Origin of the sequence: Frondihabitans cladoniiphilus (genome assembly GCF_039544345.1) — a bacterium.
Taxonomy (GTDB): Bacteria; Actinomycetota; Actinomycetes; order Actinomycetales; family Microbacteriaceae; genus Frondihabitans; species Frondihabitans cladoniiphilus.
This window is the reverse complement of sequence record NZ_BAABLM010000003.1, coordinates 420,809-446,382: the sequence shown is the minus strand read 5'-3', so window position 1 is coordinate 446,382 and position 25,574 is coordinate 420,809. Positions and strand designations below refer to the sequence as shown.

The following is a 25,574-nucleotide window of genomic DNA, read 5'->3' as shown; positions in this document are numbered from 1 at the left end:
ATTTCACATCCTAAAGTGATTCATGACGATGTCAATAAATATTTCGGCCCACTCGGCGTGGCGTCAGAAAAGGCGCGAGTGACTGTCGTCGAGCCCGCGCATCGCGTCGTAGTCGAGGAGGAGGACGCGCATCCCCCGATCTTCGGCGAGCGTGCGAGCCTGCGGCACGATCGTCTGCGCGGCCAGGACTCCTGCCACAGGGCGGAGCCCGGGGTCGCGATTCATCAGCTCGAGGTAGCGGGTCAGCTGCTCGACCGCGTCGATGTTCGCCTTGCGCTTGATCTCGATGGCGACGGCGCCGCCGGCCGAGTCGCGGGCGAGGATGTCGACCGGGCCGATGGCGGTCATGTACTCGCGGCGGACCAGGGTGTGGCCCTCGCCGAGCACGTCGATCTGCTCGGCCATGAGCTTCTGGAGGTCGGCCTCCACTCCGTCTTTCACGAGGCCCGGGTCGACGCCGAGCTCGTGGGCGGAATCATGCAGGATCTCGTGGATCGACACGACGAGGACGTCGGAGGTCTTGGTCTGGGTGACCTTCCAGATCTCGGTGATGCCCGCATCCCGCTGATCGTCGTCGGGGTCGACCTGCGCGAGGGTGCAGGGCGGGCTCATCCAGTTGAGGGGCTTGTAGCTACCGCCGTCGGAGTGGACCAGCAGGCTGCCGTCGTTCTTCACCATGAGCAGGCGGGTGGCGAGCGGAAGATGGGCGGACAGGCGTCCGGCGTAGTCGACGGAACAGCGGGCAATGACGAGGCGCACCCCGGAAGCCTAGCCCGCCGACGCTTCCCCGACGCTCTCCCCGACCCCGCACTGGCGCCCGTCCCTGCGGCAGCCCCGACGCCCGCCCCGACCCCGCCCCGGCGCCCGCCCCGGTGCCCCGCGAGAAATACCGGAACGGGAGCCCTACTCCGTCGGCACCCGCCGCCCCGGCTCGCGCGCCGCCCCCGACGCGAAGCCGGCGATCACGATCAGCACCAGCACCATGAAGAGCGCGTGCAGCAGCCCGAAGTGCTGCCCGAGGAACCCGATCAGCGGCGGGACGGCGAGGAACGCCACGTAGCCGATCGTCGCCACCGCGCTGACCCGGGCGGCGGCGTTGCGCGAGTCGTCCGCCGCTGCGGAGAGCCCCACGGGGAACCCGAGCGCGGCCCCGAAGCCCCAGAACACGACACCGACGATGGCGAGGGGCACGGTCGGCGCGAGGATCACCAGCAGCAGACCGAGGATCGCGGAGACCGCGGACAGACGCAGCATGAGCACCCGGCCGAAGCGGTCGATCAGCGGCGTGCCCGCGACGCGTGCGATCGTCATGGCGGTGACGAAGACGAAGAAGATCGAGGTGCCTGCCGCGTTGTCGACCCCGTGACCGTCGACCATCGCCAGGGCCAGCCAGTCGTTGGCGGATCCCTCCGCCGTGGCCATGCCGAGGACGATCAGGCCGATGAAGATCGTGCCGGGTGTCGCCCAGACGGCCAGGCGCCCGCGCCAGCCTCCGACGGCAGCGGGTGCCGACTCGTCGCGGGCGGCGTGCCCGAGGTCTTCGGACTGCAGCCGCGGCACGAAGATGATCGCCGCGACCGCGAGCACGATCGCGAGGATCAGCATGTGCAGCCAGATCGGCATCGAGATCGCTTCGGCACCGGCGCCGAGGATCGCGCCGAACATCGTGCCGAGGCTGAACGACGCGTGGAACAGCGGCATGACCGTACGGCCGAGCACGCGCTCGCAGGCGGCCGCGGAGACGTTCATCGAGACGTCCATCGTGCCTTGGCCGTAGCCGAAGAACGCCATGCAGACGAGGATCGCCCAGAACCCGCCGCCGGTCGCCGCGCAGACCCCCGCGGCCGTCATGCCCGCCGCGACGAGCAACAGGGTGCCCAGCACCGCGCGCTTGGCCCCGACCGCCGCGATGACGTGGCTGGAGAGGGTGACGCCGACGATCGACCCGACGCTGATGCCACCGGCCAGGAAGCCCATCTCGAGCGTCGACGCGTGCAGGATGTCGCGCACAGTCGGCACCCGGCCGAGCCAGGTCGCGATGGCCAGCCCCGAGAGGGCGAAGACGACGAACAGCGCGTTGCGCCAGCGGACGACGTCGCGGCGGGTCAGACCGCCGTCGTAGGTGCGGGTGTCGAGAGAGGTGGTCGCCATCGGTTCACTTCTGGTCGGGGTGAGCGGGGGTGGAGCGCGGTCTGCGCGGCCGGCCGAAGAGGCGAGCCGGCGGGATGCACGGGCCCGGTCGAATCGATTCGACCCGGCTTCGACGCCCACGCTAGCAACCGCCGACAGCGCCTCACAAGTCCTTTCTCGAATCGATTCGACTAGCATCGGCACCATGACGGTCGATCAGCAGCGCGAGAGGCCCACGCTCGCCGCCGTGGCGCGGCACGCGGGGGTTTCGGCATCCACCGCTTCGCTCGCCTTCAACAACTCCGGCCCCGTCTCGGCTGCGACGCGCGAACGCGTGTTGGCTGCGGCGGCCGAGCTCGGCTACGCCGGCCCCGACCCGCGGGCGCGGTCGCTCCGGCGCGGTCGCTCGGGCATCATCGGCGCCGTGCTGGAGGAGACGCTGAGCAACGCGTTCCGCGACCCGATGAACCTCCTCATGCTCGACGGGATCGCCGACGTCACCGGGCCCGCCGGCAACTCGCTGCTCCTGCTCACCGAGACGGCGGCGGCCGGGGTGCACGTGCCTGGGCCGCAGAAGGCCGGCCCGCACGCGACAGGGGCCCCGGCCGCCGCCTCCCCCTCCAGTCTGATCGACGCTCCGGTGGACGCCGTGGTGCTCTTCGGCTGCTCGACCCGCGTCGACGAGGCGGTCGCGATCGTGCGGCGCCGCGGGATCCCGGTGGTCGCGATCGAGGGGCGGCCGATGGCGGGAGTGCTCGACGTGGGGCTCGACAACCGGGTCGGCAGCCGCATCCTCGCTCAGCACCTCTTCGACCTCGGTCACCGCGACGTCGCCCTCGTGACGCTCGAACTCGATCAGGGGCGTCTGCCGGGCGCCTTGACGCCGTCACGCATCGACGCCGGTACCTCGTTCACGGCCGTGGAGCGGGTCCGCGGGGTGCAGGAGGTGTACCCGGGCATCGGAGGTTACGCCACGCTGGGCAGCACGATCGACGAGGGGATCCGGGCCGGCCACGCGCTGCTCGACGACCCGGCCACGCGGCCGACGGCGATCATCGCTCAGAGCGACCTGCTGGCGGCCGGGGTCGTCCGAGCGGCGGCGGAACTCGGCCTCCGGGTGCCGGACGACCTCAGCGTCGTGGGGTTCGACGGGGTGCGGGTCGACGATCCGCTCGCCTCCGACCTGACCACCATGGTGCAGCCCGCGTTCGAGAAGGGGCGGGCCGCCGGTCGGGGAGTGCTCGACCTGCTGGCGGGTGGGGCGCCGGAGTCGGTGTCGTTCACGAGCGAGTTCCGCCGAGGGTCGACGACTGCGCCGCCGCGCCGCTGAGCGCTGCCCGCGTGCTCGGCCCGTGCATCCCCCGGTCCGCGCATTTCGCGAGCGATTCGCCGAACTGCTGCGACTCGTGCCCGAATCGACGGGGCTCGCCTGACGGATCGCTCGCCATTTGCGCCCGAGGGGCACGACGCAGAACCCAGAGCGAGAGCGCGGGATGCGCGGGCCTAGTCGGTGCCGCGGGCCCGCCCAACCAGGCTCATCAGGTGGTACACGACCACCGCGGCGACGGTGCCGACGATGATCCCGCCGAAGCTCGCTCCGCCGAACGAGAACGTGAAGTTCGCGATGCCCATGATGAGGGCGATCCCGGCCGTGAGCTGGTTCTTCGGCTGGGAGAAGTCGACCTTGTTCTCCACCCAGATGCGGATGCCGATGATGCCGATCAGGCCGTAGAGCGCGGTGGTCACGCCACCGAGGACCCCCGGCGGGACGGTGTTGATGACGGCGCCGATCTTGGGCGAGAGGCCGAGCAGGATGGCGATGATGCCGGCGACCCAGTAGGCGGCGGTGGAGAACACGCGGGTCGCGCTCATCACGCCGATGTTCTCGCCGTAGGTCGTCGTGGCCGATCCGCCGCCGAGGCCGGCGATCACCGAGCTGAGGCCGTCGGCGAACAGGGCTCGGCCGGTCAGGTGGTCGAGGTTGCGGTTCGTGAGCTGGCCGACGCCCTTCACGTGCCCGACGTTCTCGGCGACGAGCGCGAGGACGACCGGCAGGAAGCCGACGTACACGGCGAGGTGCGAGGCCTGGAAGGAGGGCGCCGTGAAGGTCGGCAGCCCCACCCAGGCCGCTTTGCCGACGGCGCTGAAGTCGATGAGCCCGCCGATCACGGCGCAGACGTAGCCGACCACGACGCCGATGACGATCGAGAGTCGCCCCAGGATGCCGCGGAACAGCACCGCGCTGAGGATCACCGAGAGCAGGGTGATGACGGCGATCAGCGGCGACTTGGTGAAGTTCGCCTCGGCGGTCGGTGCCAGGTTGAAGCCGATCAGCGCGACGATCGAGCCGCTGACCACCGGGGGCAGGAGCACGTCGATCCAGCGGGTGCCGACGACGGTGACGAGCAGGCCGATCAGGGCCAGCAGGGCGCCGACCACGATGATCCCGCTGAGAGCCAGGGGGATCCCGCCGATCTTGGTCGCCCCGGCGATCGGCGCCAGGAACGCGAACGACGATCCCAGGTAGCTCGGCAGCCTGTTCTTCGTGATCAGGAGGAACAAGAGCGTGCCGATGCCCGAGAAGAGCAGCGTGGTGGACGGCGGGAAGCCGGTGATGAGCGGCACGAGGAACGTCGCGCCGAACATGGCCACGACGTGCTGAGCGCCGAAGCCGATGGTGCGCGGCCAGGAGAGGCGCTCCTCCGGCACCACGATGGTGCTCGCATCGACCGATCGTCCGTCGCCGTGAAGCTTCCAAGGGAGGGCCATGGGGCGACTGTAGCGGCGGGGCGAGCCTCGGCCACGGAGGCCGCGCGGAGTCATCTCCCACCGCAGTGTCGCCGGCCGAGCCTAGGCTTGGGCCATGACTGACGTTGCCGCCGATTCCGGAATCCTGAGCGCCGAACTCGACCCTGCCACCCGCCCGCAAGACGACCTGTTCCGTCACGTGAACGGCAAGTGGATCGCCCGCACGGAGATCCCCGACGACAAGGCGCGCTGGGGCTCGTTCTACGTCCTGGCCGAGGCGGCCGAGACCGCCGTGCGCGAGATCATCGACGAGTCGCAGGCGGCCGAGGCCGGCACTGAGGCCCGCAAGGTCGGCGACCTGTTCACGAGCTTCCTCGACGAGGAGAAGATCGAAGCCTTGGGCGCGACACCCATCCAGCCCCTGCTCGCCACCGTCGACGACGTCACGAGCATCGACGCCCTCCTCGCCACGGTGGGCCGGTTCGAACTCCAGGGCGTGTCCGGCTTCGTGCAGCTCTTCGTCGACAACGACCCGGGCGACCCCGAGCGCTACATCGTGTTCGTCGAGCAGGCCGGCCTCGGTCTCCCCGACGAGTCGTACTACCGCGAGGAGAAGTTCGAGAGCGTCCGCAGCGCCTACGCCGGCTTCGTCGAGACCATGTTCGGTCTGGCCGGCTTCGACGACGCCGAGGGCCGCGCCGGCCGCGTCACCTGGCTCGAGCGCGAGATCGCCGCCCAGCACTGGGACAACGTCGCCACCCGCGAGAGCGAGAAGACCTACAACCTGTTGTCGTGGGCCGACACCGCCGCGCTCGCGACCGCCGACGGCGCTTCGGGCGTCGACCTGTCCGTCTGGCGCGACGCCGTCGGAGCCCCCGAGCACGTGTTCGACGAGGTCGTCGTGCGGCAGCCGTCGTTCGTCACGGGCCTGGCGGGCCTCCTCGACCCCGACCACCTCGAGGCGTGGCGCGACTGGCTGCGCTGGCAGATCGTCCGCTCGTTCGCGGCGTACCTGTCGAAGGGCTTCGTCGAGGCCAACTTCGAGTTCTACGGCAAGACCCTCACCGGCACTCCCGTGCAGCGTGCCCGCTGGAAGCGCGGCGTCTCTCTGGTCGAGGGCGCGATGGGCGAGGCGGTCGGCCGCATCTACGTCGAGCGGCACTTCGCTCCGGCCGCGAAACAGACCATGGACGTCCTCGTCGCCAATCTCGTGGAGGCCTACCGCGAGAGCATCTCGAGCCTCGGCTGGATGACCGACGTCACTCGCCAGAAGGCGTTCGAGAAGCTCGACAAGTTCACGCCGAAGATCGGCTATCCGACGAAGTGGCGCGACTACTCGGCGCTTGCGATCGACGCGGGCGATCTCGTGGGCAACATCCGGGCGACCGCCGTCTTCGGGTTCGACCGCGAGCTGGGCAAGATCGGCAAGCCGATCGACCGCGAGGAGTGGTTCATGACCCCTCAGACCATCAACGCGTACTACAACCCCGGATTCAACGAGATCGTGTTCCCGGCCGCGATCCTGCAGTACCCGTTCTTCGTGGAGGGGCGCGACGCCGCCGCCAACTACGGCGCGATCGGCGCGGTCATCGGCCACGAGATCGGTCACGGGTTCGACGACCAGGGCTCGAAGTACGACGGCGACGGCAAGCTCACCGATTGGTGGACCGCTGCCGACCGCGAAGCCTTCGAGAAGCTGACCGGGTCGCTCATCGCGCAGTACGACGCCCTCGAGCCGGCGCAGACGCCCGGGCACCACGTCAACGGCGCGCTCACGATCGGCGAGAACATCGGCGACCTGGGCGGGCTCTCGATCGCCTGGAAGGCCTACCGCATCTCCCTCGACGGAGCCGAGCCGCCCGTGATCGACGGGCTCACCGGCGCTCAGCGCTTCTTCCTCAGCTGGGCGCAGGCCTGGCAGATGAAGCTTCGCGACGAAGAGGCCATCCGTCTCCTGTCGATCGACCCGCACTCGCCGAACGAGTTCCGCTGCAACCAGATCGTGCGCAACATCGACGAGTTCTACGCCGCCTTCGACGTGGCGTCGACCGACGCGCTCTGGCTTCCCGAAGAGGAGCGCGTCACCATCTGGTGACGCCCACATGGCCGCCGCAGGGTCCGGACGTCGCCGCGGCGGCCCCGTCCGCGACCCCGGGCGGCATCGCGGCGACGACTCGAGCGAGCCGTCTGAGCGCAGCTTCGAGCCGTTCGAGCGCAGCTTCGAGGCGCTCGGTCGGCTCGCCTACGCCGAGGCGCGCGTCTCGGCCTCGGCGAGCGACCTCGACTCGGGCGAGGTGCTCCTGGCCATCGACGAGACCGTGTCGCTCCCCGGCGGCGAGATCGGGGTCCTGCTCCTCCTCGTCGACGTGGCGGCCCGCATCGAGGACGACTCGCTGCCGGCCCTCGAACTGCTGGAGCGCGGCGACGGTGCCGTCGAGGGGCGTCGAGCGGCCGGCGGCCTCTGGTCGTCGTTGGTCGCCCCCGTCCTTACGGTGGTCGACGCGGCGGCTCTCGTGGGCGCGGTGCGCGATCCCGGGGCGACCAACGCGCTGATCCGCCGGGTCGGCCTCGAGTCGGTGCGGGCGCGCGGCGAGGCGCTCGGCCTCTCCCGGACGGCGCTGCTCGACCTTATTCGAGCCGAGCGGGGGCCCGACGACGCCCCTCAGCTCTCGGTGGCCTCGGCCGTCGAGCTCGAGCACCTCGTCCGCGACCTGGTGCACGGCGACCGTGTCGGCATCGAGGTCGGCAACCGGGTGCTCGGCTGGCTTTCGGGCGGCGTCGACCTCTCGGTGGTCGCCTCTGCTTTCGGTCTCGACCCGGTGGCGCATCGGGCCGCGGACCACGGGCTCCAGCTCGTCAACGTGACCGGCTCGGCACGCGGGGTGCGCAGCGAGGCGGGCGCCCTCCGCGGCGCATCACGCGGCGTCTCCTATGCGGCGACGGTCGCCTTCGACGACACCGACCTCGTCACGCGGCTGCGCGTGCTCGAGGCGCTTCGCACCGTCGGCTTCGACCTGCTCGAGTACGTCGGCTGATCGTCAGCCCTCCCACGGGTTGACGACGTCGATGCCGAGACCCTCGAAGTCCTTGGTGTTGCGGGTGGCCAAGCGCGCCTTTCGCGTGTGGCAGATGGCCGCGATCATGCCGTCCTCCACACTCAGCGCCCGACCCGACGATCGAGACGTCTCCTGGAATTCGGCATAGGCATGGGCTGCGTCCGCGTCGTAGTCGAGCACCTGGTCACGGTAGGCGAGGAGTATCCGCTCGACGGAAGCCATGAGCTGGTCTCGTCGCTTCCCGGGAGGCAGGGCGCGCACCCCCACGAGCAGCTCGCCCACGGAGACCGCGGTCACCCGGAGGTCGTCCACTTGGCTGTCCAGCCACGCCACGACCCGTTTCTCGGGATCGCGGCGCATGGGCTCGGACAACACGTTCGTGTCGAGGACGATCATTCGAAGTCGAGCCTCCGGGGAGTGGACCGTTCGGGAAGGACGAGGTCGACGTCGGGTGACTCGCGGAACTCCCGGACCCAGGCTCGACCGAAGTCTCCGCCCGACACCGCCGCGCTCAGGATCGCACGCGCTTCGGCCTCCATCGAGTGGTGATGAGCGGCAGCGCGAACCTTGATTCGGCGCTGTACTTCGTCGTCGAGATTGCGGACGGTGATGACAGCCATGACTCCTCCTTCGATGCAAGCAATGCTAGCAAATCGGCGGAGAGGAGCGAACTACTGGAAGGCCCCCACGGTCAATAGCGACACCGAGGCAGAGTTGCAGGCCGGCACGGGGTAGGCGACGAAGAGCGACGCCTTCTGACCGGGCGGGTAGACGCGGAAGCCCGCGGCTTGAACAGGCGAGCAGTCCTCGGACGAGTAGTTACCGGCCTGGACGATCTGCAGCACGGCCCGGGTGGAACCGCCGGCGGGGACGGTGACGGTCGCATGCGTCGTCGTGCGGTCGAACTTCGCCGCGGCTCCCACCTGCGTGCCCGCGGATCCGGCGACGAACGAGACGCCGGGCCAGCCCTGCAGGGTGCACGAGGCGGAGCCCGTGTTGGTGAGTTTCAGGTCGACGTAGGTGCTGCCGGCGGCCCCGCCTGAACCTTCGACGACGGCGCCCGTCAGCACACTGGTCGCGCAGGCCCCGGACGGTGCGGTCGTCGACCCGGTACCGGTGTCTCCGGCTCCCGTGCCGGCGGCGTCGGAGGGCGATGGTGTGACGGTCGTGGTCACGGTGGGCTGGGGGGACGTGGTCACGGTGGTCGTCTCGGTCGGGGTCGTGGACCCTCCGGACGAGCATCCTGCGAGCCCCGCGGCGACCACGAGGGCGGTTGCCAGGAGGGTGATCTTCTTGGGAGTGCTCATGGCTCCACCTTGGCACGCGGCCACCGCCCTGTTTGGAAAATGCGCCGAAAGGCCTAGTCGATCAGCCCGAGATCAGCCATGCGACGGAGGGTCTCGACACCCGCAGGCGGGCAGCGGTGGGCGTCGGCGGTGGTGGTCCAGGTGAGTGAGCCCACCTCGTTGCTGGGTCGGGGCTCGTCGGGCGTGTCGGCCCGGAACATCGTCATCGCGACCAGACGCCCGACGGGCTCGCCGTGGGCCTGCTCGGTCACGGTGAAGAGCTCGTCGATCGACGAGGGATCGAGCCGAACAGAGACCTCCTCGAACGACTCCCGGATCAGCGCGTCGACGGCCGTCTCGCCCGGGTCGACCTTGCCGCCCGGCAGGTAGAGGACGTCGCGGTCGCGAGCGGTGACCATGAGCAGACGGCGGTCGCGGACGAGGGCGAGAGCGCTGACGACGAGGGTGTCCATGAGTCCATGGTCGTGCATCCCACGCTCCGGTTTCGACTCCGGCGTTGACAAGCGAATACGTCTATGAAATATTGAGTTTCAGTTGTGCGGAAACCGAATCCGCCTCACCCGAACGACAGACATCGTCACAGACATCGATAACGAAGGATGCACCGCCATGCTCGCAGGGAACCTCCTGACCGCCCGTCCCACCGCTCAGCCCGACCCCGTCGACCACCTGCTCGTCGATCTCGCGACCGGCCGCCACCTGCCCGGGGACGTCCTCCACGTCCAGCAGCTCGTGCACGAGCACGGCCTGACCGAGGGGGATGCCCAGTCCGCCGTCGACACCGGGTGGGAGCTCGGCCTCCTCGCGAAGGACGGAGCCGCCTCGAGCGCCCGCGTCGTCTGGACCCCCGAGGCGTCGCAGCTGCACCTGCACCGTCTGGCCCGGCACCTCGTCGTCGTCGCCCGTTCGACGCGGCCCGACGCACCCCGGGGGATCGGCCGCCCCGTCGACCTCATCGACGGCGAGCCGGGCCGCCTGACCGTCGTGGAGCAGTTCGGCCTGTCCGTGCCCGAGGATCTGCTGCTCTTCCTCGACGTCGCCCGCGCCCTCCTCGGCCGGGCCGCACCGCAGCTCCTGGACGAGCTCGCCGCCCCGATCGCGGTGCTCTTCTCGGAGGCCGCCCAGCGGGTGCACGACTTCGAGCCGGCCGCGCCGCTCGAGGTCCGCGAGGAGATCGTCCGCGACATGGTCCGCAGCCTCATCGAGCGCGAGCCCGAGGCCTTCGTGGATCTCGTCGCCGACTATGTGGTGGCGCTCGGGATCCACTGATCGGACGCGTGCGGCCCAGACCCTCGGGTGCGGCACAGGACCGCGCCGCGGACTAGATCCGTCGCCGCTTGCGAGGTGCGGCAGAGGTGCGGTGGCGTTGGTGCGTGCGTGCGGCGGCCGCCCTCGCGTGCGGCGTAGACCCTCGGGTGCGGCACAGGACCGTGCCGCGGACTAGATCCCTCGCCGCTTGCGAGGTGCGGCACGCCCCGCACAGCAGGGGTTTGGTGGCGCTGGTGCGCGCGTGCGGCCCAGACCCTCGGGTGCGGCACAGGATCGCGCCGCGGACTAGATCCCTCGCCGCTTGCGAGGGTGCGGCAGGGCCGGTACGGCAGCCCGCACGGCCGGCAGAATCGCGGCGCGCGTCAGACGGCTGCGGCGTGACCCGGGCCGTCGAGGCTGCCGTCGACCACGGGGCCGGCGCCGGACCCGGCCGGACGCAGCGGAGTCGCCGGTGCCGCAGCCCGCGTGTCGGTCAGCCCGAAGAGCGCCTCGAGCCCGTCGCGGAAGTCTTCGCCGCGCCCCTCGCGGGCTAGCTCACGCGCGCGAACCGACGGGGTGTGCAGCAGAACGCCGGCGAGGTGGCGCAGCGCCTGCTCGGTGCGCTCGGTCGAGTCTCCCCGGCCTCGCGCCCGTTCGATCTCGGCGTCGAGGATGTCGAAGACGTGCTTGCGGAGGGCCACGACGGCGGGCGAGAGCGACTGCTCGGCGGCGACGGCCTGGAACTCGGCGGCGGCGGTCGACACGAGGGCACGGGCGTCGTCGGCGGCGGTGAGCTGGGCCAGGGGGGCGTGCAGGCTGATGGTCTCGAGGTCGAGCATCTCGACGCCCTCGACGGTGGCCACCAGGGGGTCGACGTTGCGGGGCAGACCCAGGTCGATGATCAGGCGGCGACGGTTGGGGGCGACCGTGGCCACGGTGACGAGGGGCTCGGTGGTGGTCGTGCAGGTGATGACCACGTCGCTGGCCGCGATCGCGTCGGCCAGGTCGGCCCACGGGGTGAGCTCGTGCTTGAGCGCGAACTTCTCCTGGCGGCCGGACGCCGAGAACACGCCGATGTCGGTGGCGCCGCGGTCGCGCAGGGCGACGACGGTCGTGGCGGCGTACATGCCGGTGCCGACGAGGAGGATGCGCGCCTCGGCCCAGTCGGTGACCCGGCTCTGCGCGAGCTCGAGCGCGAGGCGGACGAGGGAGCGACCGGCGCCCCCGACGTTGGTGCGGTTCTTGACGCCGCGGGAGGTGTGCGAGGCCTGCTGGAAGAGGCGCTCCAGGTCGCGCGACGTGGTGCCGTCGGTGCGGGCGCGCTCGAGCGATCGGCGGACCTGCCCGGAGATCTCGTCCTCGCCCACGACGACCGACTCGAGGCCGGAGCTGACGGCGAAGAGGTGCTCGACGACGCCGTCGCCGGTGATCACCTCGAGGCTGTCGCGCAGATCGGAGGCCTCGACGCCGCTGGCCTCGCTCATCGTGGCGATGGTGGTCTCGACGGCGAGCGTGCTGGCCGCGGTGAGAGGCTCGTCGACGTCGAGGTAGGCCTCGAAGCGGTTGCAGGTCGCGAGCACGACCGCACCCGAGACGAAATCACTGCCGTCGACCAGGGTGCCCGCTGCGGAGGGTGCGCCGATGCTCAACTTCTCGAGGAGGTCGAAGCTGGCGTTCCGGTGGGACGCCGTGAGGCAGATGAGCACGACAGCAATGGTAACTCCGCTCGCACACCTGTGCATCGGCTGTGGCCGCGGTCGCTCGACGCCGAGACACCGGCCCCCGCGACTCGGCGGGGCTTCCGCCCGCCTGCGCGGACGGGGTGCCGAAAAGAGCCTCAGAGCGCGGGATGCTCCAAGGGCTTTCGCAGGACGGCCAGACGCAATCCCGCCACCCGCGGGGTGCCGAACCGCTCGTCGCCGTAGGGGAACTCCTCGAACGTCCCCGTCCGCACGAAGCCGCGGCGCTCGTAGAACGCGACGAGTTCGGGCCGCTGATCGAGCACGGTCATCTCCATCGTCGTGCAGGACCACTCGTCGCGGAGGAGTCGTTCGGCCTCCGCGAGCACCACCTTGCCGAGGCCTTCGCCCTGGCGGGCGGGCGAGACGGCGAACATCCCGAAGTAGCCGACCCGGGCATCCCGCGCGACGAGGTTGCAGCAGGTCACGACCGTGCCGTCGCCTTCGACGCCGAGGAGGACGAGGCCCGCGGGGTTGTCGAGGTCGTGCTGCAGCAGCTCGGGCGTGATGCGGACGCCGTCGATGAGGTGGGCCTCGGTGGTCCAGCCGGCCGTCGACGCCTCGCCGCGGTAGGCGGAGGTGACGAGGTCGACGATGACGGACGTGTCGGCGGCGGTGGCGGGGCGGAACGTGAGCACGCCGTCACCCTAGTGTCAGTACGCCATCAAGTTCTCGCGGAACGTGTCGAACTCGTACTTCTTGCGGGTCAGGCCGCGCTTCTGCAGCTCGGGCACCAGGCCGTCGCAGATCTCGGTGACGTAGCGGCGCGGGAAGTAGCTGTTCACGATCAGGAAGCCGTCGCCGCCGACCTCCTGCATCGTCTCGTCCATGGCGCCCGCGACGTCGTCGGCGGTGCCGACGAAGAGGTCGCCGTCGCCGGTCAATGGGTTCGACTCGACGAGCTGACGCACGGTCTTGCCGGTGTAGCCCGCGACCGACGACTGGTGGCCGTTGCTGACGAGCTCGCCGAGCACCTCGTCCATGTCGAACTTCGAGAAGTCGATGCCGCTCGATCGGGAGAGCGCGGCGAGCTGGAAGTCGGCGTTCGCGCTCATCTCGGCGCCCTGCCGCTTGGCCCGCATCACGGCGGTCTCGCGGTCCTCGTCGACGACCGGCGACACCAGGAACAGCATCTTGATGCTGTCGGGGTCGCGGCCCGCGGCGGCGGCCCGGGCGCGCACGTCGTCGCGGTACTCCTTCATCTTCTGGGGGCTGGATGCCGACGCGATGATCGTCTCGGCGTGCTCTGACGCCCACTTGCGGCCGCGGGGCGAGCCGCCCGCCTGGCAGATGACGGGGGATCCCTGGGGCGACCGGGGAGCGCTCAACGGCCCGCGCGACCGGAAGAAGTCGCCCTCGTGGTTGATGGGGCGGACCTTGGACCCGTCGGCGAAGACGCCCTCCTCGAGGTCGAGGACCAGAGCATCCTCGTCCCACGATTTCCAGAGCTTGTTCGCGACGTCGATGAACTCGTCCGCCATGTCGTAGCGCTGGTCGTGCGGGAACTGCTTGTCGCGGCCGTAGTTCTGGGCGCCGCCGTCGTTCGACCCGGTGACGACGTTCCAGCCGATGCGGCCGTCCGACACGTGGTCGAGGGCGTTCATCATGCGCGCCAGCATGAACGGGTGGTACTCCGTGGTCGAGCAGGTGACCACGATGCCGAGGTGCTTCGTCGCGGCGGTGAGGAACGGCGCGAGGATCGACGGGTCGAGCTTCGGGGTGTCGACCGAGTGCTTCAGGTAGGCGTCGTGCGAGCCCTGGTAGGTGTACGGCACGTTCGACGAGTCCTCGATCATCAGGTAGTCGAACCCCGAGCGCTCCATGGCGCGGGCGAGCTCGACGGGTACGTCGGGCTTGGTGAAGCGATCGACGTCGGAGCCGGCCCAGGGGTGCTTCCAGGCCTTGGGCCCGAAGCCCTTCGAGTAGAACCAGCCGAGGTGGAAGGGGTCTGCGGACACGGTGGAACCTTTCGAGAAGAGGGGAGGGCGTCAGAACGCGAGCAGGTTGTCTTTGAACAGGGCGTGGTCGTAGGAGGACCGGATCAGGCCTCGGCGACGGAGCACGGGCGCCAGGCCGGACGAGATCTCGTCGATGTAGCGGCGGTTGTGCGAGAGGCCGGTCTCGGCGCGGATCAGGAAGCCGTCACCGCCCACCTCCTCCATCATCGAATCCATCTGATCGGCGACCGACTCGGCCGTCCCGACGAGCTCCGGCCCGAGGCGGGCACGCTCGCTGAGCGACTCGCGGAGGGTCTTGCCGCGGTTGCGCTGGATGAAGTCGTCGAGGATCGACTGGTGGCCGTTGGTCGTGACGCCCTCGGGCATCTCCTCGTCGAGCGGGAACTGGAAGAAGTCGATCTCGGTGACGGCCGAGATGACACCGAGGGTCTGCTCGATCTGCATCGGGTCGTCCATGCCGTAGATCTGGTGGAACTTCGCCCTCGCCTCGGCCTCGGTCTCGCCGATGATCGGCTGCACGAGGTACATCACCTTGATGTCGTCGGGGTTGCGCCCCTGGCGGGCTGCGCGCTCGCGGATGTCCGCCCGGTACGCCTTCATCTTGTCGACCGTGGGGAGAGCCGTGACGATGGCGTTGGCGTGGGCCGACGAGAACTCGCGTCCCCGAGGCGACCCGCCCGCCTGGCAGAGCACCGGGTGACCCTGCGGGCCGGCAGGCATGTTGAGGGGGCCGCGGACCTTGTGGTACTTCCCCTCGAAGTTGATCGGATGCACCTTCGTGTGGTCGGCGTAGTGGCCGGTCTCCTGGTTCATCACGATGGCGCCCGGCTCCCACGAGTCCCAGAGCTGCTCGACGACGTCGACGAACTCGTCGGCGCGGTCGTAGCGCTCGTCGTGCTCGGGCAGCGAGTCCATGCCGTAGTTCTTGCCGGCGATGTCCTCCGAGCTCGTCACGACGTTCCACCCGATCCGGCCGCGGGTGAGGTGGTCGAGGGTCGCCATGGTGCGGGCGAGGATGAACGGCGGATAGAACGAGGTCGACGCCGTGGCGATGAAGCCCATGTGCTTGGTGGCGGCGGCGAGCAGGGGCAGCAGCGGCAGCGGGTCCATCTTCGGCGAGTGCAGGCCGTGCTTGAGGTCCATCTCGCTCGTGCCGCCGAGGGCCTCCGAGACCATCGTCGAGTCCTCGAACATCATGAAGTCGAAGCCGGCCCGTTCGAGCGACCGGGCCATGTCGACGAAGTACTCGCCCGTCATCCACTCGGTGCCCGTCTCGCCGCCCCAGGCGCTCCGCCAGGCCGGCGAGTTGAACGAGGTGAACCAGGCGAGGTGGAAGGGGTCCGCGGTCATGCGCCCACGCTATTGAGGCCGTGTTTCCGTGCCGGTGCCTCCCGGTGAAACCGTGGTTACGCCGTTTCCAGACCCGGAATCCCGGCGATCGGGGGCTCATTGCACGGCGGCGCTTCGCGAAGGGCGGGGGCCGAGAGCGTGGGATGCCCGAGCCCGGGCGTGCGTAGGGTGCAAGTCATGAGTACCGCAACCAGCACCCAATGGCACCTCGTCCGTCGTCCCGTCGGGGAGCCCACCCCCGACGACGTCGCCCGCGTCGAGGCGACGCTCGACGAGCTGGGCCCCGACGAGGTCCGGGTCGCCAACGCCTTCCTGTCCGTCGACCCGTACATGCGCGGGCGGATGGACGACAAGCCCTCCTACGTGCCACCCTTCCGTCTCGACGAGGCCATGACCGGCGCCGCCGTCGGGCACGTGGTCGAGTCGACCTCGGACGCCCTCCCGGTCGGCACCATGGTCACCCACCAGTACGGCTGGCGCGACGTCGCCCAGGGGCCCGCCGCCCGCTTCACCGCCGTCGAGGAGCTGGATGGGGTCTCCCTGTCGGCCTATCTCGGGGTCCTCGGCCTCACCGGCCTGACCGCGTACACCGGTCTGGTCCGGATCGCGGAGATGAAGGAGGGCGACGCGGTCTTCGTCTCCGGCGCAGCCGGGGCCGTCGGCAGCATGGTCGGCCAGATCGCGCGCCTGCGCGGGGCGTCGCGAGTGATCGGCAGCGCCGGATCCGCCGAGAAGATCGCCCTGCTGACCGACCGCTACGGCTTCGACGCCGCGTTCGACTACCACGACGGCGACATCCGGGGGCAGCTGAAGGCCGCCGCCCCCGACGGCATCGACGTCTACTTCGACAACGTCGGGGGCGAGCACCTCTCGGCGGCGCTGCACCGGCTCAAGCGGTTCGGACGCATCGCCGTCTGCGGGGCGATCAGCGCCTACAACTCGACCGGGGAGCCGGAAGGCATCACCGGCATGACCAACGTGGTGCGGAACAGCCTGCGCATCGAGGGCTTCACGATGGGCGACCACTGGGACCTCGGCGCCGACTTCCAGGCCGAGATGCGCCCGTGGCTCGAGAACGGCGACGTCGTGTTCGACGAGACGATCCTCGACGGCGTCGACAACGCCTTCGACGCCTTCACGCGGATGATGCGCGGCGAGAACGTCGGCAAGATGGTCGTCCGCGTCACGGAGCCGAGCTGACCACCGACGTCTTCACGGACGTCGACCCCACCACGGTGCCCGTAGGCATGTCACCGCGGGCCTTGGTGAGCACGGCGCGCTCGCCGATTAGCAGGCCCGAGTCACGGTCGACGACGATCTCCCGGCGGACGTCGCCGTCGTCGAGTCCGAGGGCGACCCCGGAGCGGCCGTCGAGCGTCGCCTTCTCGTCGCTCACGGTGACGCCGGGGATCATCGCCAGAGCTCGGTAGAGGCCGGCGCGGAGGTCGGCCGGGGCCTGGCCGCTCCGCAGCAGATCGGCCATCAGGGTGAACGTCTCGGCGTCGCCGTGGACATCGGTCGTGCCGGCCTCGGCGCGGAAGTGCGCCAGCAGGGCCTCGGGGTCGCGGGGGAGTTCGGCGATCGCAGCGGTCTCAGAGGGGGACTGAACTGCCGGGGTGTCACCGCCGAAGTCGCCGCCGCGGCCGCGGAGGGTCTCGCTGCCACTGCCCGACGCGCTCTTCTTCTCGAAGTCGGCGAGTGCCCACTTCTTTGCAGCACCGGAGAAGAAGGTCACCGGCTTCGCGAGACCGTTCTTCAACACCCACAAGTCGTTTGCGTCCTTCGGGACGTACAACGTCGACGTGGTCTCGTCGAGCCACTGCAGGTACCGGTCGCCCTCGAGGCCGAGCGTGGCCGCCGAGATGCCGGTCGTCTCGATCTTCAGGTACTGGCCCGGTGCGACCACCGGATCGGCCTGTCGAATCGTCGCGGCGGCGGCGGCGTCGAGGACGTCGGACGCCTGGGCGGCACCGCCTGTGCCGGGCAGCACCGTGGCGCCGACGACGATGGCCGCCGCCACGGCGGCCGCACCGAAAGCGAGGCCGCCGAGGCGCCGCCCTCCGAGGCGCCGCCTACCGAGGCCGGAGCCCTTCGGGCGCAAGCGGCGGGTGGCGGTCGTGGACGTGGCGGGGGTGCGGGCCATGAGGGCCTCCTCTTCGTGGATGCGGGTGGTCAGGAGCACGCGGGCGCGCGTCAGAGCGTCGGCCTCGGGGGAGGCGACGTCGTCACGCAGGGTGCGGAGCAGGGTCAGGTCGTCCATGGCTGGTTCCGTTCGATGTCGTGGTGGAGGAAGGGTCGGTCGCGGCGGTCTCCCGCAGCAGACGCCTGGTGCGGTTGAGGCGGGACGCCACCGTGCCCGGCGGGACACCCGTGGCCTCCGCGATCTCGTCGTAGGTGAGGTTCGCCCACGCATAGAGCAGGAGGGCGTCACGGTCGTGCGGCGACAGGCCCTTGAGCGTCGCGGCGAGGTGGCTCACCGCCCGTTCGGCGTCGAGCCTCTCGGTCGAGCGCGCGAGGTCGCCGTCGTGGCGGTCGTGCTCGACCGCGCGGGGAAGGGCTGCCAGCATGCGGGCCTCGGCCCGGTAGTGGTGGCGGAGGAGGTTGGTCGCGATGCCGAAGAGCCAGGGTCGGGCGTCGTCGCGATCGTGGTCGAACCCGGTGCGACGCTCGAACGCGACGAGGAACGTCTCGCTGAGGATGTCGTCGGCGACCGAGGGGTTCGTTCGACGGGCTGCGTAGCGGTGCAGCGCCGTGGCATGGCGATCGAACAGCTCGCCGAAGTCGGCGGGTCTGTCTCTCGATCGTCTGATGATCTCGCTGTCTGTAGTCACACTGATGATTGCCCTCACTCGCGGTCGTCCTTCACGCGAAGGTGGAAATCCAGGAAATACCCAGTGTAATATTTCATCTTGGGTGACGACTGGGACGGCGGGCGGCTCCCCGGGATGGGATGCGAGAATCGAGCACGTGACCACCCCCGCCATCTCTGCGCTCCCCGCCGCGCATCCCCTCGCTTCCGGCCTGACCTCGTCGTCGCCCCTCGTCCGCGCCCTCCGAGGCGATCGCCCCGAGCGGCTGCCGGTCTGGTTCATGCGGCAGGCGGGTCGCTCGCTGCCCGAGTACCGCGCCCTGCGGGTCAGCACCAAGATGCTCGACGCCTGCCTCGACCCCGAGCTCTCCAGCGAGATCACCCTCCAGCCCGTCCGTCGCCACCACGTCGACGCCGGCATCTTCTTCAGCGACATCGTCGTGCCGGTCAAGCTGGCCGGGGTCGGCGTCGACATCGTCCCCGGGCGCGGTCCCGTCCTCGAGTCGCCGATCCGCACGGCAGCCGACGTGGCTCGACTCGGGGCCTTGGATCCCGCCGCTCTCGCTCCGATCTCCGAGGGCGTGGCCCGCACCGTCGCCGAGCTCGGAGAAACCCCCCTGATCGGTTTCGCCGGTGCCCCCTTCACGCTCGCGGCCTACCTCGTGGAGGGCGGCCCGTCGAAGGACCACATCCGAGCCCGCACGTTGATGCACTCCGACCCCGAGACGTGGGAGGCGCTGATGACCTGGGCCGCCGACACGACCGGGGCCTTCCTGCGGGCCCAGGTGCTTGCCGGGGCGAGTGCGGCGCAGCTCTTCGACTCCTGGGTCGGGTCGCTGTCGCTCGCCGACTACACCGCGCACGTGGCGCCCTGGTCGGCCCGGGCGCTGTCGTCCGTGGCCGACCTCGGCGTGCCGCGCATCCACTTCGGCGTCGGCAGCGGCGAGGTGCTCGCGGCCATGCGCGACGTCGGCACGGACGCGGTCGGCGTCGACTGGAGGATCCCGCTCGACGAAGCCTCGAGGCGTCTCGGAGGGAACACGCCCGTGCAGGGCAACATCGACCCCGCGCTGCTGCAAGCGCCGTGGCCGGTGCTCGAGGCGCACGTTCGCGACGTCGTCGAGCGGGGCAAGGCGGCCCCCGCCCACGTGCTGAACCTCGGCCACGGCGTGAACCCCGACACCGATCCCGACGTGCTGAGCCGAATCGTCGAGCTCGCGCACGGGCTGTGAGGCGGGCGTGACCGATCAGCCGGCTCCCTCCGGAGCGTCTGCGCCCGCCGGGTTCGGCGAGCACCGCGACACGAACGTCGCCGTGATCGGCGGTGGCGTCGCGGGTCTCGTCGTCGCCCGTGACCTGGCCAAGGCCGGCAAGCGCGTGGTGCTGTTCGAGGCGAGCGGCCGCCTCGGGGGCGAGGTCGCCCGGCACACCGTGGCCGGCATCGACCTCGACGCCGGCGCCGAGAGCTTCGCGACCCGCGGCGGCACCATCGAGACGCTCGCGATCCAGCTCGGACTGGGCAACGAGATCGTGGTGCCGGACGCCCGCGGCGCATGGGTGCTCGAAGCCGACGGCGGGGCCTTCCCGCTGCCGAACACCGGGCTGCTGGGCATCCCCGGCACGGCCATGGCCCAGGACGTCATCGACGTCATCGGCACGAGGGCGGCCTTGCGGGCCGAGATGGACTCCCTGCTCCCCGGAACGGTCGGGTCGAAAGAAGAGAAGCTGGGCCCCCTCGTGCGACGTCGGATGGGGCAGGCCGTGCTGGACCGCCTCGTGACACCGGTCGTCATGGGAGTCCACTCTGCGCATCCCGACGACCTCGACGTGGATCGCGTGGCGCCGGGCCTGCGCTCGCAGCTCCTGACGCAGAACTCGCTCGCGCGCGCCGTCCGCGAGCTGCGCTCGCTGGCCCCGGCCGGGTCGGCGGTCGGCGGGATCCGGGGCGGTGTCGCCCGGATCGTCGACGAACTGGTCGCGGACCTCGCGACCTACGGGGTGGACGTCCGCTTGAAGAGCCGCGTCGAGCGTTTCGACGAGCACTCCGTCACTCTCGGCAGCGGAACGCGTCTGACGGCCGACACGGTGATCGTGGCGCTCGGCGGGCGGGATGCGCAGGCGTTGGCCGGGGCATCCCCCGTCTCGCCTCTGATCACGCTCGTGACGCTCGTCGTGCGCGAGCCCGCTCTCGACGCCGCGCCCCGCGGGACGGGCGTGCTGGTGGCGCCCGGAGCACCGGGGGTGCGGGCGAAGGCGCTCACGCACGCCAGCGTGAAGTGGGGCTGGCTGGCCGAGCGCGCCGAGGGGCGGCACGTGCTGCGGCTGAGCTACAACTCGCCCGCTCTCGAGCACGCGACGCCGGATGCGGAGGTGCAGCGGGTGGCCGTGGCCGACGCGTCCAGCATTCTGGGAGTCGATCTGGACCCATCCACCATCGACGGTGTCGGACGGGTCGAATGGCATGCACCGGTCCGGGTCGATCCGGCGTCCCTACCGTCCGACGGGGTGATCCGGATCGGCGGCGCCGCCGCCGGTCGCGGCCTCGTAGGAGTCGTGGCGAACGCCCGGGCGGCCGCCTCGGCAGTCCTCGACCCCGGCACTCTCGAACCCGGGCGGAAAACCGAGGAGTCGGGCGACTAACGTTGACGGTGGTGCGAGTCGCACCGCAACGAAACGCTCTTCGAGCAGAACTGGAGGCCTCATGCGAGGCAAGCTGATCTTCGTCGCAGGTGCCGCCGTCGGGTACGTCCTCGGATCCCGTGCCGGGCACCACCGCTACGAGCAGATCGCCTCGGGAGCCTCCAAGGTCTGGAACAGCCGCGCCGCCGTCAAGCAGCGCGACAAGGTGGGCGACGCCGCAGCCGAGATCCTGCCGACCGCGGTCGGCGTCCTCTTCCGCGCCGTCCTCTGGGCCGTCAAGAAGCTGCTCGGCATCCAGACCAAGCCCCGCGGCCAGGTGACCGCCACCTACGATCGCTGACCCGCGCATCCCACCGTCGTGGTCTTCGCGCGCCCAGCGCGTGCCAAGATTGACGGAGCAAGGAACCTCTCCGCGGGTCCCACCCGAAGTACGCCCTGAAAGGGAGCCCATGACCGAGTCGACACGAGCCGACAGCATCCATCACGCGAAGAAGTCGCGTTCTCTGTTCGGCCTGCTGAGCGACCTGCCCGGCCTGGTCACCGACCTCGTCAAAGGCGAGATCGAGCTGCTGAAGAAGGAGCTCATCGCCAAGGCGAAGGTCTTCGGCATCGGCGCGGGCCTGATCGTCGGGGCGCTGCTGTTCCTGTTCCTGATGCTGCTCTGCTTCATCGGCGCCGGCATCTTCGCGCTCTCCCTCGTCATGCCCGGCTGGCTCGCCGCGCTGCTGGTGGGCGCCCTGTTCCTGGTGATCGCGGCGGCCCTCGGGTTCCTCGGTTACACGCAGATCAAGAAGGGTCTGCCGCCGCTGCCGAAGAACACCATCGACAGCGTGAAGGCCGACATCAAAGCAGTTCGCGGCGTGGGCCGGATCCCGCGCTCCGACGTAGGAGGACGTTTCTGATGGCAAGCATCGAAGAGATCCGTGCCGGGGTCGACCGCAATCGCGCCGACCTCGCCGCGACGCTGAACGAGCTCGAAGACAAGCTCAACATCCCCAAGCAGCTCGGGATCAAGGCGCACGAGGCGCGTCAGTCGTTCTCGCGCGACCCCAAGCCGTGGCTCGCGGCGGCCGGCACCGGGGCGCTCGCCGTCGGCGGCATCGTGCTGCTGGCGATCCGTCGCCGCTGAGCCTCACGCTCTTTCGAAAGCCCCTGCCTCGGCGGGGGCTTTCGTGCGTCCGCCCCCGGTTGGTGTCGCAAATGGCGAGTGATTCTGCCCCACACGCCGTCCAAAGGGTGGAAAAGCAACTGTTGGCCGGAGGATGCTCGCGATTTGGCGAGCAAAGCAGTCAGTCGAGGGTCCGCCACGAACCCCCGCGGGCGATCGACAGCACGACGGCGAGAGCGGCGGAGACCGCCGTGGCCCCGAGCGCGACGGCGAAGCCGGTCTGGACCGCCCCGCTCCCGGTGTTCTCCGCATACGACGCCACCCCCGCCACGGTCACGATGAGCAGCGACACCGTGGTGCCGAGGGCCTGCGCGCTGTTGTAGAGCACCGACCGGACGGCGTTCGCGACGGCTCGGCGGTCGGGGGCGACCCCGGACATGATCGACGTGGTGTTGGGCGTGGTGAACAGACCGATGCCGACACCGACGACGGCGAGCAGGACGGTCGTCACCCAGGTCGGCCCGTCGAGCAGCAGGGCGAGGCCGACGAGTCCGATCACGAGGAGCACGCCGCCGACGCTCGACACCGTGCGGGCGGGGACCCGGGAGGCGAGCCGGCCGGCGAGCGGCGAGGCCACGCTCATCGCGAAGGCCATCACCATCACGACCAGTCCGGCCTCGGCGGGCGACGATCCGCCCACGATCTGGGCGTGGAGAACGACCAGCAGAGTGACCCCCGCGCGGCTGAACGAGTTGAAGAACGCGGCGCCGTACGCGCATCCCCGGGCCCAGTCCTTGACCAGGGCCACGTCGACCAGGGGATGCCGCACCCGCGTCTCGACCACGACGAAGCCGGCGAGCAACAGCACTCCCGCGATCAGCGGCACGACGACGACCACCGGGCTCGAGTCGGCGACCGACAGACGGTCGACGCCGAAGAGCAGGGCGGTCAGACCGAGGGCCGACAGCGCCGCGCCGAAGTAGTCGAACCGGTCGCGGGGCCCGTCGGAGACCGCTCGTCGGGGATTGGGCAGGATGCGGATCCCGAGCACGACGGCGGCGATGCCGAACGGCAGGTTGACCAGGAACACCGCCTGCCAGTCGAAGGCCGTGACCAGCACGCCTCCGATGGCCGGGCCGACCGTGTTGGCGACCGCGGCCGCGCTCAGGTTGATGCCGAGCGCTCCGGCGAGCTTGTCGGCCGGGAAGGCGTCGGCGATCAGGGCGGTGGAGTTCGTGATGACGACGGCGCCGGCGATGCCCTGCAGCACGCGGATCACGATGAAGGTGAGGGAGTTCGGGGCGAAGACGCACGCCGCACTGGCCAGCGCGAACACGGAGAGGCCGGTCAGGTAGAGGGGCTTGCGGCCGATCAGGTCGGAGATGCGGCCGAAGACGAGGATCGAGGCCGTCGTCGCGATCATGAACGAGAGCAGGAACCAGTCCGCGGTGCCGGCCCCGGCGTGGAAGTACCCCGACATCGACGGCAGGGCGACGTTGACCGAGCTCTGGTTGAGCAGGACCAGGGCCAGGCCGAGGGTCGTGACGGCGAGCACGCGCCCGGGCTTCGGGACGGCGCCGGTGAGGGATGCGGGGGTGCGGGTGACGGACGGAGCTGCGGTCATGGGGTCTTCCGGGGCTGGGGTCGTGACGCTGCGGGTCGGGACGGGAGCGAGGGGAAGGCCCCGGCTCCGCGAGGTGCGGAACCGGGGCCCGGGGTGGATCAGCCTCCGACGCTGATGTTCGAGAAGTCGATCGCGTTCTCCGACCGGTAGGTGTACCCGGTCACGTCCTTGGCATAGACCTGAGACGGTTGGATGCTCGCGATGAAGATCTCGGGAGTGGAGGTCAGAAGCGTGCTCTCCGCCTTCTCCCACTCCTTGCCGGCCTCGACGCTCAGGGGGTCCTTCTGGGCCTGGGCCGCCGCGATCGTCGACTGGAAGGTGGTGTTGTCGGCGTCCTGCCAGCGCGAGGGGTTCGACGGGTCGTTGTTCGGCTTGAAGAACGTCGTCGTGGCGTAGGTCGGGGTCTGCACCTGGGCCCGGTTGCGGTAGATGATCGCCTGGCCGCTCGCGACCGACCGGGTCTGGCTGAACGCCGTGGCGGTCTCCTGGTCGATCGTGATGTTGAAGCCGGCGTCGGCCGCGTACGACTTGACGAGCACGGCGGCGTCGATGAGGTCGCTGGTCGCGGTGGAGACGGACAGCGTGAACGAGACGCCGTTCGGGAATCCGGCGGCGGCGAGGAGCGCCTTGGCCTTCTTCGGGTCGTACGAGTACGTCGGCAGGCCCTTGGTCGAGTAGTTCTTGGTCGAGGGGTTGATGTTGCCGACCATCTTGACCGCGCGCTTCTGGTAGATCTGGCTGATGATCTGGCCGTACGGGGTGGCGTACGCCATGGCCTGACGGACCTTCTCGTTGTCGAACGGCGCCTTGTTGGTCACGAGCGTCAGGTCGGCGTACTCGATCGGGTTGGCGACGCTCGGCACGGTGACCGCTGCCGAGTTGGCGAGCTTGGCCTGGTCGTTCGGGGTGATGCCCTCGGCCATGTCGACGGCGCCGGTGTTGACGAGGCTGGCGCGGGTGCCCGCGTCGGCGACGACTCGAAGGGTGATCTGCTTGGTCTTCGGCGTGCCGAGGGCCCAGTTCTTGTTGGCCGTGAGGACCATCTGCTGGTCCGGCGTCTGCGAGGAGACCTCGTACGGTCCGAGGCCCCAGCCCGAGTTGCTCTTGGCCCAGTTCAGGGCGTAGGGGTCGTCGGCGGTGGCGTGCTGCTTGAGCAGCGTCGAGTCGTAGATGTGACCCTGCAGGTTGGCGAGGAGGCCGAGGAAGGTCTGCCCGAAGCCGGCGCTGGTGAGCTTGAACGCCGCCGTGTCCTTGTCGATCACCGTGATGGCGTCGGGGCCGGCGAAGCTCGCCCAGGAGGACTTGGCGTAGAGGGGGCTGTTCCACTTGCGCTCGAACGACCACTTGACGTCGTCCGCGGTGATCACGTTGCCGACCTGGCTCTTGAGACCGGGGCGGAGGTGGAACGTGTAGGTGAGGCCGTCCGACGAGACGTCCCACGACTTGGCGACGTAGGGGACGTACTTGTTGAAGTCCTGCACCACGGTGCCCTTGGTGGTTCCGGCGACGTAGGGGTTCCGCACGAGGCCGGCCTGCAGGTTGGCGTTCATCTCGAAGCATTCGAGGGTGAGGCAGCCACCGCCGACGACGCCGTCGAGCGACGGGGCGAGAGCGGGGACGGCGACCGTGATGTCGGCCTTGGACGAGCCGGAGCTCGAGGAGCTGGACGAGCTGGCGCTCGAGGTGGAGGTGCCGGCGGAGCTGCAGGCGCTGAGGGCCAGGGCTCCGGCGAGGGCGACGGCGATGATGCCGACGACGCGACGACGGGTCGGGCGGGGCAGCCGCCTCCCGACGTCGGGGAGGGAGGATCGAGGGGACACGTGTGTTCTCCGAATCAGGGAAGGTGAGTGGTGCGGT

At 70.1% G+C, this 25,574-nt stretch carries 25 protein-coding genes; 10 read left to right on the top strand and 15 right to left on the bottom strand.

All coding sequences use genetic code 11. The features are described 5' to 3' along the window. Positions 1–63: 63 nt before the first annotated feature. Both nucS and ABEA39_RS10265 read right to left on the bottom strand, forming a co-directional pair. Positions 64–759, bottom strand: a complete 696-nt coding sequence (nucS, locus tag ABEA39_RS10270; protein ID WP_345375761.1) for an endonuclease NucS — start codon at positions 757–759, stop codon at positions 64–66. Positions 760–903: 144 nt separating this feature from the next. Then, the gene (locus tag ABEA39_RS10265; RefSeq protein ID WP_345375760.1) at positions 904–2,151 is read right to left on the bottom strand and encodes an MFS transporter; all 1,248 of its coding nucleotides are present in this window, start codon (positions 2,149–2,151) and stop codon (positions 904–906) included. Positions 2,152–2,335: 184 nt separating this feature from the next. On the opposite strand from ABEA39_RS10265, the gene ABEA39_RS10260 reads away from it, so the two are divergent. Continuing rightward, positions 2,336–3,460, top strand: coding sequence for a LacI family DNA-binding transcriptional regulator (locus ABEA39_RS10260; RefSeq protein ID WP_345375759.1), 1,125 nt, complete (start codon positions 2,336–2,338; stop codon positions 3,458–3,460). 173 nt (positions 3,461–3,633) lie between these two features. On the opposite strand, the gene ABEA39_RS10255 is transcribed toward ABEA39_RS10260, so the two are convergent. Then, entirely contained in the window at positions 3,634–4,899 is a 1,266-nt protein-coding gene (locus ABEA39_RS10255; RefSeq protein WP_345375758.1) for a uracil-xanthine permease family protein, read from the bottom strand. A 94-nt stretch (positions 4,900–4,993) separates the two neighbouring features. Here ABEA39_RS10255 and ABEA39_RS10250 point away from each other — a divergent pair, with 94 nt between their 5' ends. Next, positions 4,994–6,973 carry a M13 family metallopeptidase gene (locus ABEA39_RS10250; RefSeq protein ID WP_345375757.1) on the top strand — a complete coding sequence of 660 codons (1,980 nt, stop codon included), beginning with the start codon at positions 4,994–4,996 and terminating at the stop codon, positions 6,971–6,973. Positions 6,974–6,980: 7 nt separating this feature from the next. After that, positions 6,981–7,913 (top strand): serine hydrolase, encoded by a 933-nt coding sequence (locus tag ABEA39_RS10245; protein WP_345375756.1) that lies wholly within the window; start codon positions 6,981–6,983, stop codon positions 7,911–7,913. Positions 7,914–7,916: 3 nt separating this feature from the next. On the opposite strand, the gene ABEA39_RS10240 is transcribed toward ABEA39_RS10245, so the two are convergent. Genes ABEA39_RS10240 through ABEA39_RS10225 form a run of 4 tightly spaced genes read right to left on the bottom strand, consistent with a single transcriptional unit; the run spans position 7,917 to position 9,693 of the window. Further along, positions 7,917–8,330 carry a type II toxin-antitoxin system VapC family toxin gene (locus tag ABEA39_RS10240; RefSeq protein WP_345375755.1) on the bottom strand — a complete coding sequence of 138 codons (414 nt, stop codon included), beginning with the start codon at positions 8,328–8,330 and terminating at the stop codon, positions 7,917–7,919. Beyond that, on the bottom strand, positions 8,327–8,554 hold the full coding sequence (locus ABEA39_RS10235; RefSeq protein WP_345375754.1) for a FitA-like ribbon-helix-helix domain-containing protein: 228 nt from the start codon (positions 8,552–8,554) through the stop codon (positions 8,327–8,329). The genes ABEA39_RS10240 and ABEA39_RS10235 overlap by 4 nt, the downstream gene beginning before the upstream one ends. 51 nt (positions 8,555–8,605) lie before the next feature. Next, positions 8,606–9,241, bottom strand: a complete 636-nt coding sequence (locus ABEA39_RS10230; protein ID WP_345375753.1) for a DUF4232 domain-containing protein — start codon at positions 9,239–9,241, stop codon at positions 8,606–8,608. 53 nt (positions 9,242–9,294) lie between these two features. After that, complete coding sequence (locus ABEA39_RS10225; protein WP_345375752.1) at positions 9,295–9,693, bottom strand: NUDIX hydrolase; 399 nt, start codon at positions 9,691–9,693, stop codon at positions 9,295–9,297. A 157-nt stretch (positions 9,694–9,850) separates the two neighbouring features. On the opposite strand from ABEA39_RS10225, the gene ABEA39_RS10220 reads away from it, so the two are divergent. Then, a complete protein-coding gene (locus ABEA39_RS10220) occupies positions 9,851–10,510 on the top strand; it encodes a hypothetical protein (protein WP_345375751.1) in 660 nt (219 codons plus the stop codon). A gap of 362 nt (positions 10,511–10,872) precedes the next feature. Here ABEA39_RS10220 and ABEA39_RS10215 read toward each other — a convergent pair whose 3' ends face one another. The 4 genes from ABEA39_RS10215 to ABEA39_RS10200 form a co-directional block, all read right to left on the bottom strand. Then, positions 10,873–12,195, bottom strand: a complete 1,323-nt coding sequence (locus ABEA39_RS10215; RefSeq protein WP_345375749.1) for a glutamyl-tRNA reductase — start codon at positions 12,193–12,195, stop codon at positions 10,873–10,875. 131 nt (positions 12,196–12,326) lie between these two features. Continuing rightward, positions 12,327–12,866: a GNAT family N-acetyltransferase gene (locus tag ABEA39_RS10210; RefSeq protein WP_345375748.1), complete on the bottom strand. Its 540-nt coding sequence runs from the start codon at positions 12,864–12,866 to the stop codon at positions 12,327–12,329. 15 nt (positions 12,867–12,881) lie between these two features. Next, positions 12,882–14,186, bottom strand: a complete 1,305-nt coding sequence (locus tag ABEA39_RS10205) for an NtaA/DmoA family FMN-dependent monooxygenase (protein ID WP_345375746.1) — start codon at positions 14,184–14,186, stop codon at positions 12,882–12,884. A 30-nt stretch (positions 14,187–14,216) separates the two neighbouring features. Then, on the bottom strand, positions 14,217–15,536 hold the full coding sequence (locus tag ABEA39_RS10200) for an NtaA/DmoA family FMN-dependent monooxygenase (RefSeq protein ID WP_345375745.1): 1,320 nt from the start codon (positions 15,534–15,536) through the stop codon (positions 14,217–14,219). 177 nt (positions 15,537–15,713) lie between these two features. Between ABEA39_RS10200 and ABEA39_RS10195 the strand changes: the two genes are divergently transcribed. Then, the gene (locus tag ABEA39_RS10195; protein ID WP_345375744.1) at positions 15,714–16,736 is read left to right on the top strand and encodes an NADP-dependent oxidoreductase; all 1,023 of its coding nucleotides are present in this window, start codon (positions 15,714–15,716) and stop codon (positions 16,734–16,736) included. Here the strand turns inward: ABEA39_RS10195 and ABEA39_RS10190 are convergent. After that, entirely contained in the window at positions 16,720–17,796 is a 1,077-nt protein-coding gene (locus ABEA39_RS10190) for a CU044_5270 family protein (protein ID WP_345375743.1), read from the bottom strand. The two genes, ABEA39_RS10195 and ABEA39_RS10190, sit on opposite strands and share 17 nt — an antisense overlap. After that, positions 17,762–18,367, bottom strand: a complete 606-nt coding sequence (locus ABEA39_RS10185) for an RNA polymerase sigma factor (protein WP_345375742.1) — start codon at positions 18,365–18,367, stop codon at positions 17,762–17,764. The genes ABEA39_RS10190 and ABEA39_RS10185 overlap by 35 nt, the downstream gene beginning before the upstream one ends. Positions 18,368–18,503: 136 nt before the next feature. Here ABEA39_RS10185 and hemE point away from each other — a divergent pair, with 136 nt between their 5' ends. The 5 genes from hemE to ABEA39_RS10160 all read left to right on the top strand — a co-directional run bounded on the left by hemE (position 18,504) and on the right by ABEA39_RS10160 (position 22,114). After that, the gene (gene hemE, locus ABEA39_RS10180) at positions 18,504–19,577 is read left to right on the top strand and encodes a uroporphyrinogen decarboxylase (RefSeq protein WP_425556953.1); all 1,074 of its coding nucleotides are present in this window, start codon (positions 18,504–18,506) and stop codon (positions 19,575–19,577) included. A 7-nt stretch (positions 19,578–19,584) separates the two neighbouring features. After that, positions 19,585–20,985 (top strand): protoporphyrinogen/coproporphyrinogen oxidase, encoded by a 1,401-nt coding sequence (locus tag ABEA39_RS10175; RefSeq protein ID WP_345375741.1) that lies wholly within the window; start codon positions 19,585–19,587, stop codon positions 20,983–20,985. A 61-nt stretch (positions 20,986–21,046) separates the two neighbouring features. Then, positions 21,047–21,325 (top strand): hypothetical protein, encoded by a 279-nt coding sequence (locus ABEA39_RS10170; protein ID WP_345375739.1) that lies wholly within the window; start codon positions 21,047–21,049, stop codon positions 21,323–21,325. Positions 21,326–21,434: 109 nt separating this feature from the next. After that, positions 21,435–21,887 (top strand): phage holin family protein, encoded by a 453-nt coding sequence (locus ABEA39_RS10165; protein WP_345375738.1) that lies wholly within the window; start codon positions 21,435–21,437, stop codon positions 21,885–21,887. After that, entirely contained in the window at positions 21,887–22,114 is a 228-nt protein-coding gene (locus ABEA39_RS10160) for a DUF3618 domain-containing protein (RefSeq protein ID WP_345375737.1), read from the top strand. Before ABEA39_RS10165 ends, ABEA39_RS10160 begins: the two co-directional genes overlap by 1 nt. A 160-nt stretch (positions 22,115–22,274) precedes the next feature. Here the strand turns inward: ABEA39_RS10160 and ABEA39_RS10155 are convergent, their stop codons facing one another. Further along, the gene (locus tag ABEA39_RS10155) at positions 22,275–23,717 is read right to left on the bottom strand and encodes an MFS transporter (protein WP_345375736.1); all 1,443 of its coding nucleotides are present in this window, start codon (positions 23,715–23,717) and stop codon (positions 22,275–22,277) included. A 98-nt stretch (positions 23,718–23,815) separates the two neighbouring features. Further along, a complete protein-coding gene (locus ABEA39_RS10150) occupies positions 23,816–25,537 on the bottom strand; it encodes an ABC transporter substrate-binding protein (protein ID WP_345375735.1) in 1,722 nt (573 codons plus the stop codon). Positions 25,538–25,574 lie beyond the last annotated feature (37 nt).

Bases quoted from the DNA above. Each gene is read 5' to 3' on its own strand.
- ABEA39_RS10265 (WP_345375760.1), bottom strand. From the start codon at position 2,151: ATGGCGACCACCTCTCTCGACACCCGCACCTACGACGGCGGTCTGACC.
- ABEA39_RS10260 (WP_345375759.1), top strand. From the start codon at position 2,336: ATGACGGTCGATCAGCAGCGCGAGAGGCCCACGCTCGCCGCCGTGGCG.
- ABEA39_RS10255 (WP_345375758.1), bottom strand. From the start codon at position 4,899: ATGGCCCTCCCTTGGAAGCTTCACGGCGACGGACGATCGGTCGATGCG.
- ABEA39_RS10250 (WP_345375757.1), top strand. From the start codon at position 4,994: ATGACTGACGTTGCCGCCGATTCCGGAATCCTGAGCGCCGAACTCGAC.
- ABEA39_RS10245 (WP_345375756.1), top strand. From the start codon at position 6,981: ATGGCCGCCGCAGGGTCCGGACGTCGCCGCGGCGGCCCCGTCCGCGAC.
- ABEA39_RS10240 (WP_345375755.1), bottom strand. From the start codon at position 8,330: ATGATCGTCCTCGACACGAACGTGTTGTCCGAGCCCATGCGCCGCGAT.
- ABEA39_RS10235 (WP_345375754.1), bottom strand. From the start codon at position 8,554: ATGGCTGTCATCACCGTCCGCAATCTCGACGACGAAGTACAGCGCCGA.
- ABEA39_RS10230 (WP_345375753.1), bottom strand. From the start codon at position 9,241: ATGAGCACTCCCAAGAAGATCACCCTCCTGGCAACCGCCCTCGTGGTC.
- ABEA39_RS10225 (WP_345375752.1), bottom strand. From the start codon at position 9,693: ATGGACACCCTCGTCGTCAGCGCTCTCGCCCTCGTCCGCGACCGCCGT.
- ABEA39_RS10220 (WP_345375751.1), top strand. From the start codon at position 9,851: ATGCTCGCAGGGAACCTCCTGACCGCCCGTCCCACCGCTCAGCCCGAC.
- ABEA39_RS10200 (WP_345375745.1), bottom strand. From the start codon at position 15,536: ATGACCGCGGACCCCTTCCACCTCGCCTGGTTCACCTCGTTCAACTCG.
- ABEA39_RS10195 (WP_345375744.1), top strand. From the start codon at position 15,714: ATGAGTACCGCAACCAGCACCCAATGGCACCTCGTCCGTCGTCCCGTC.
- ABEA39_RS10190 (WP_345375743.1), bottom strand. From the start codon at position 17,796: ATGGACGACCTGACCCTGCTCCGCACCCTGCGTGACGACGTCGCCTCC.
- ABEA39_RS10170 (WP_345375739.1), top strand. From the start codon at position 21,047: ATGCGAGGCAAGCTGATCTTCGTCGCAGGTGCCGCCGTCGGGTACGTC.
- ABEA39_RS10165 (WP_345375738.1), top strand. From the start codon at position 21,435: ATGACCGAGTCGACACGAGCCGACAGCATCCATCACGCGAAGAAGTCG.
- ABEA39_RS10160 (WP_345375737.1), top strand. From the start codon at position 21,887: ATGGCAAGCATCGAAGAGATCCGTGCCGGGGTCGACCGCAATCGCGCC.
- ABEA39_RS10155 (WP_345375736.1), bottom strand. From the start codon at position 23,717: ATGACCGCAGCTCCGTCCGTCACCCGCACCCCCGCATCCCTCACCGGC.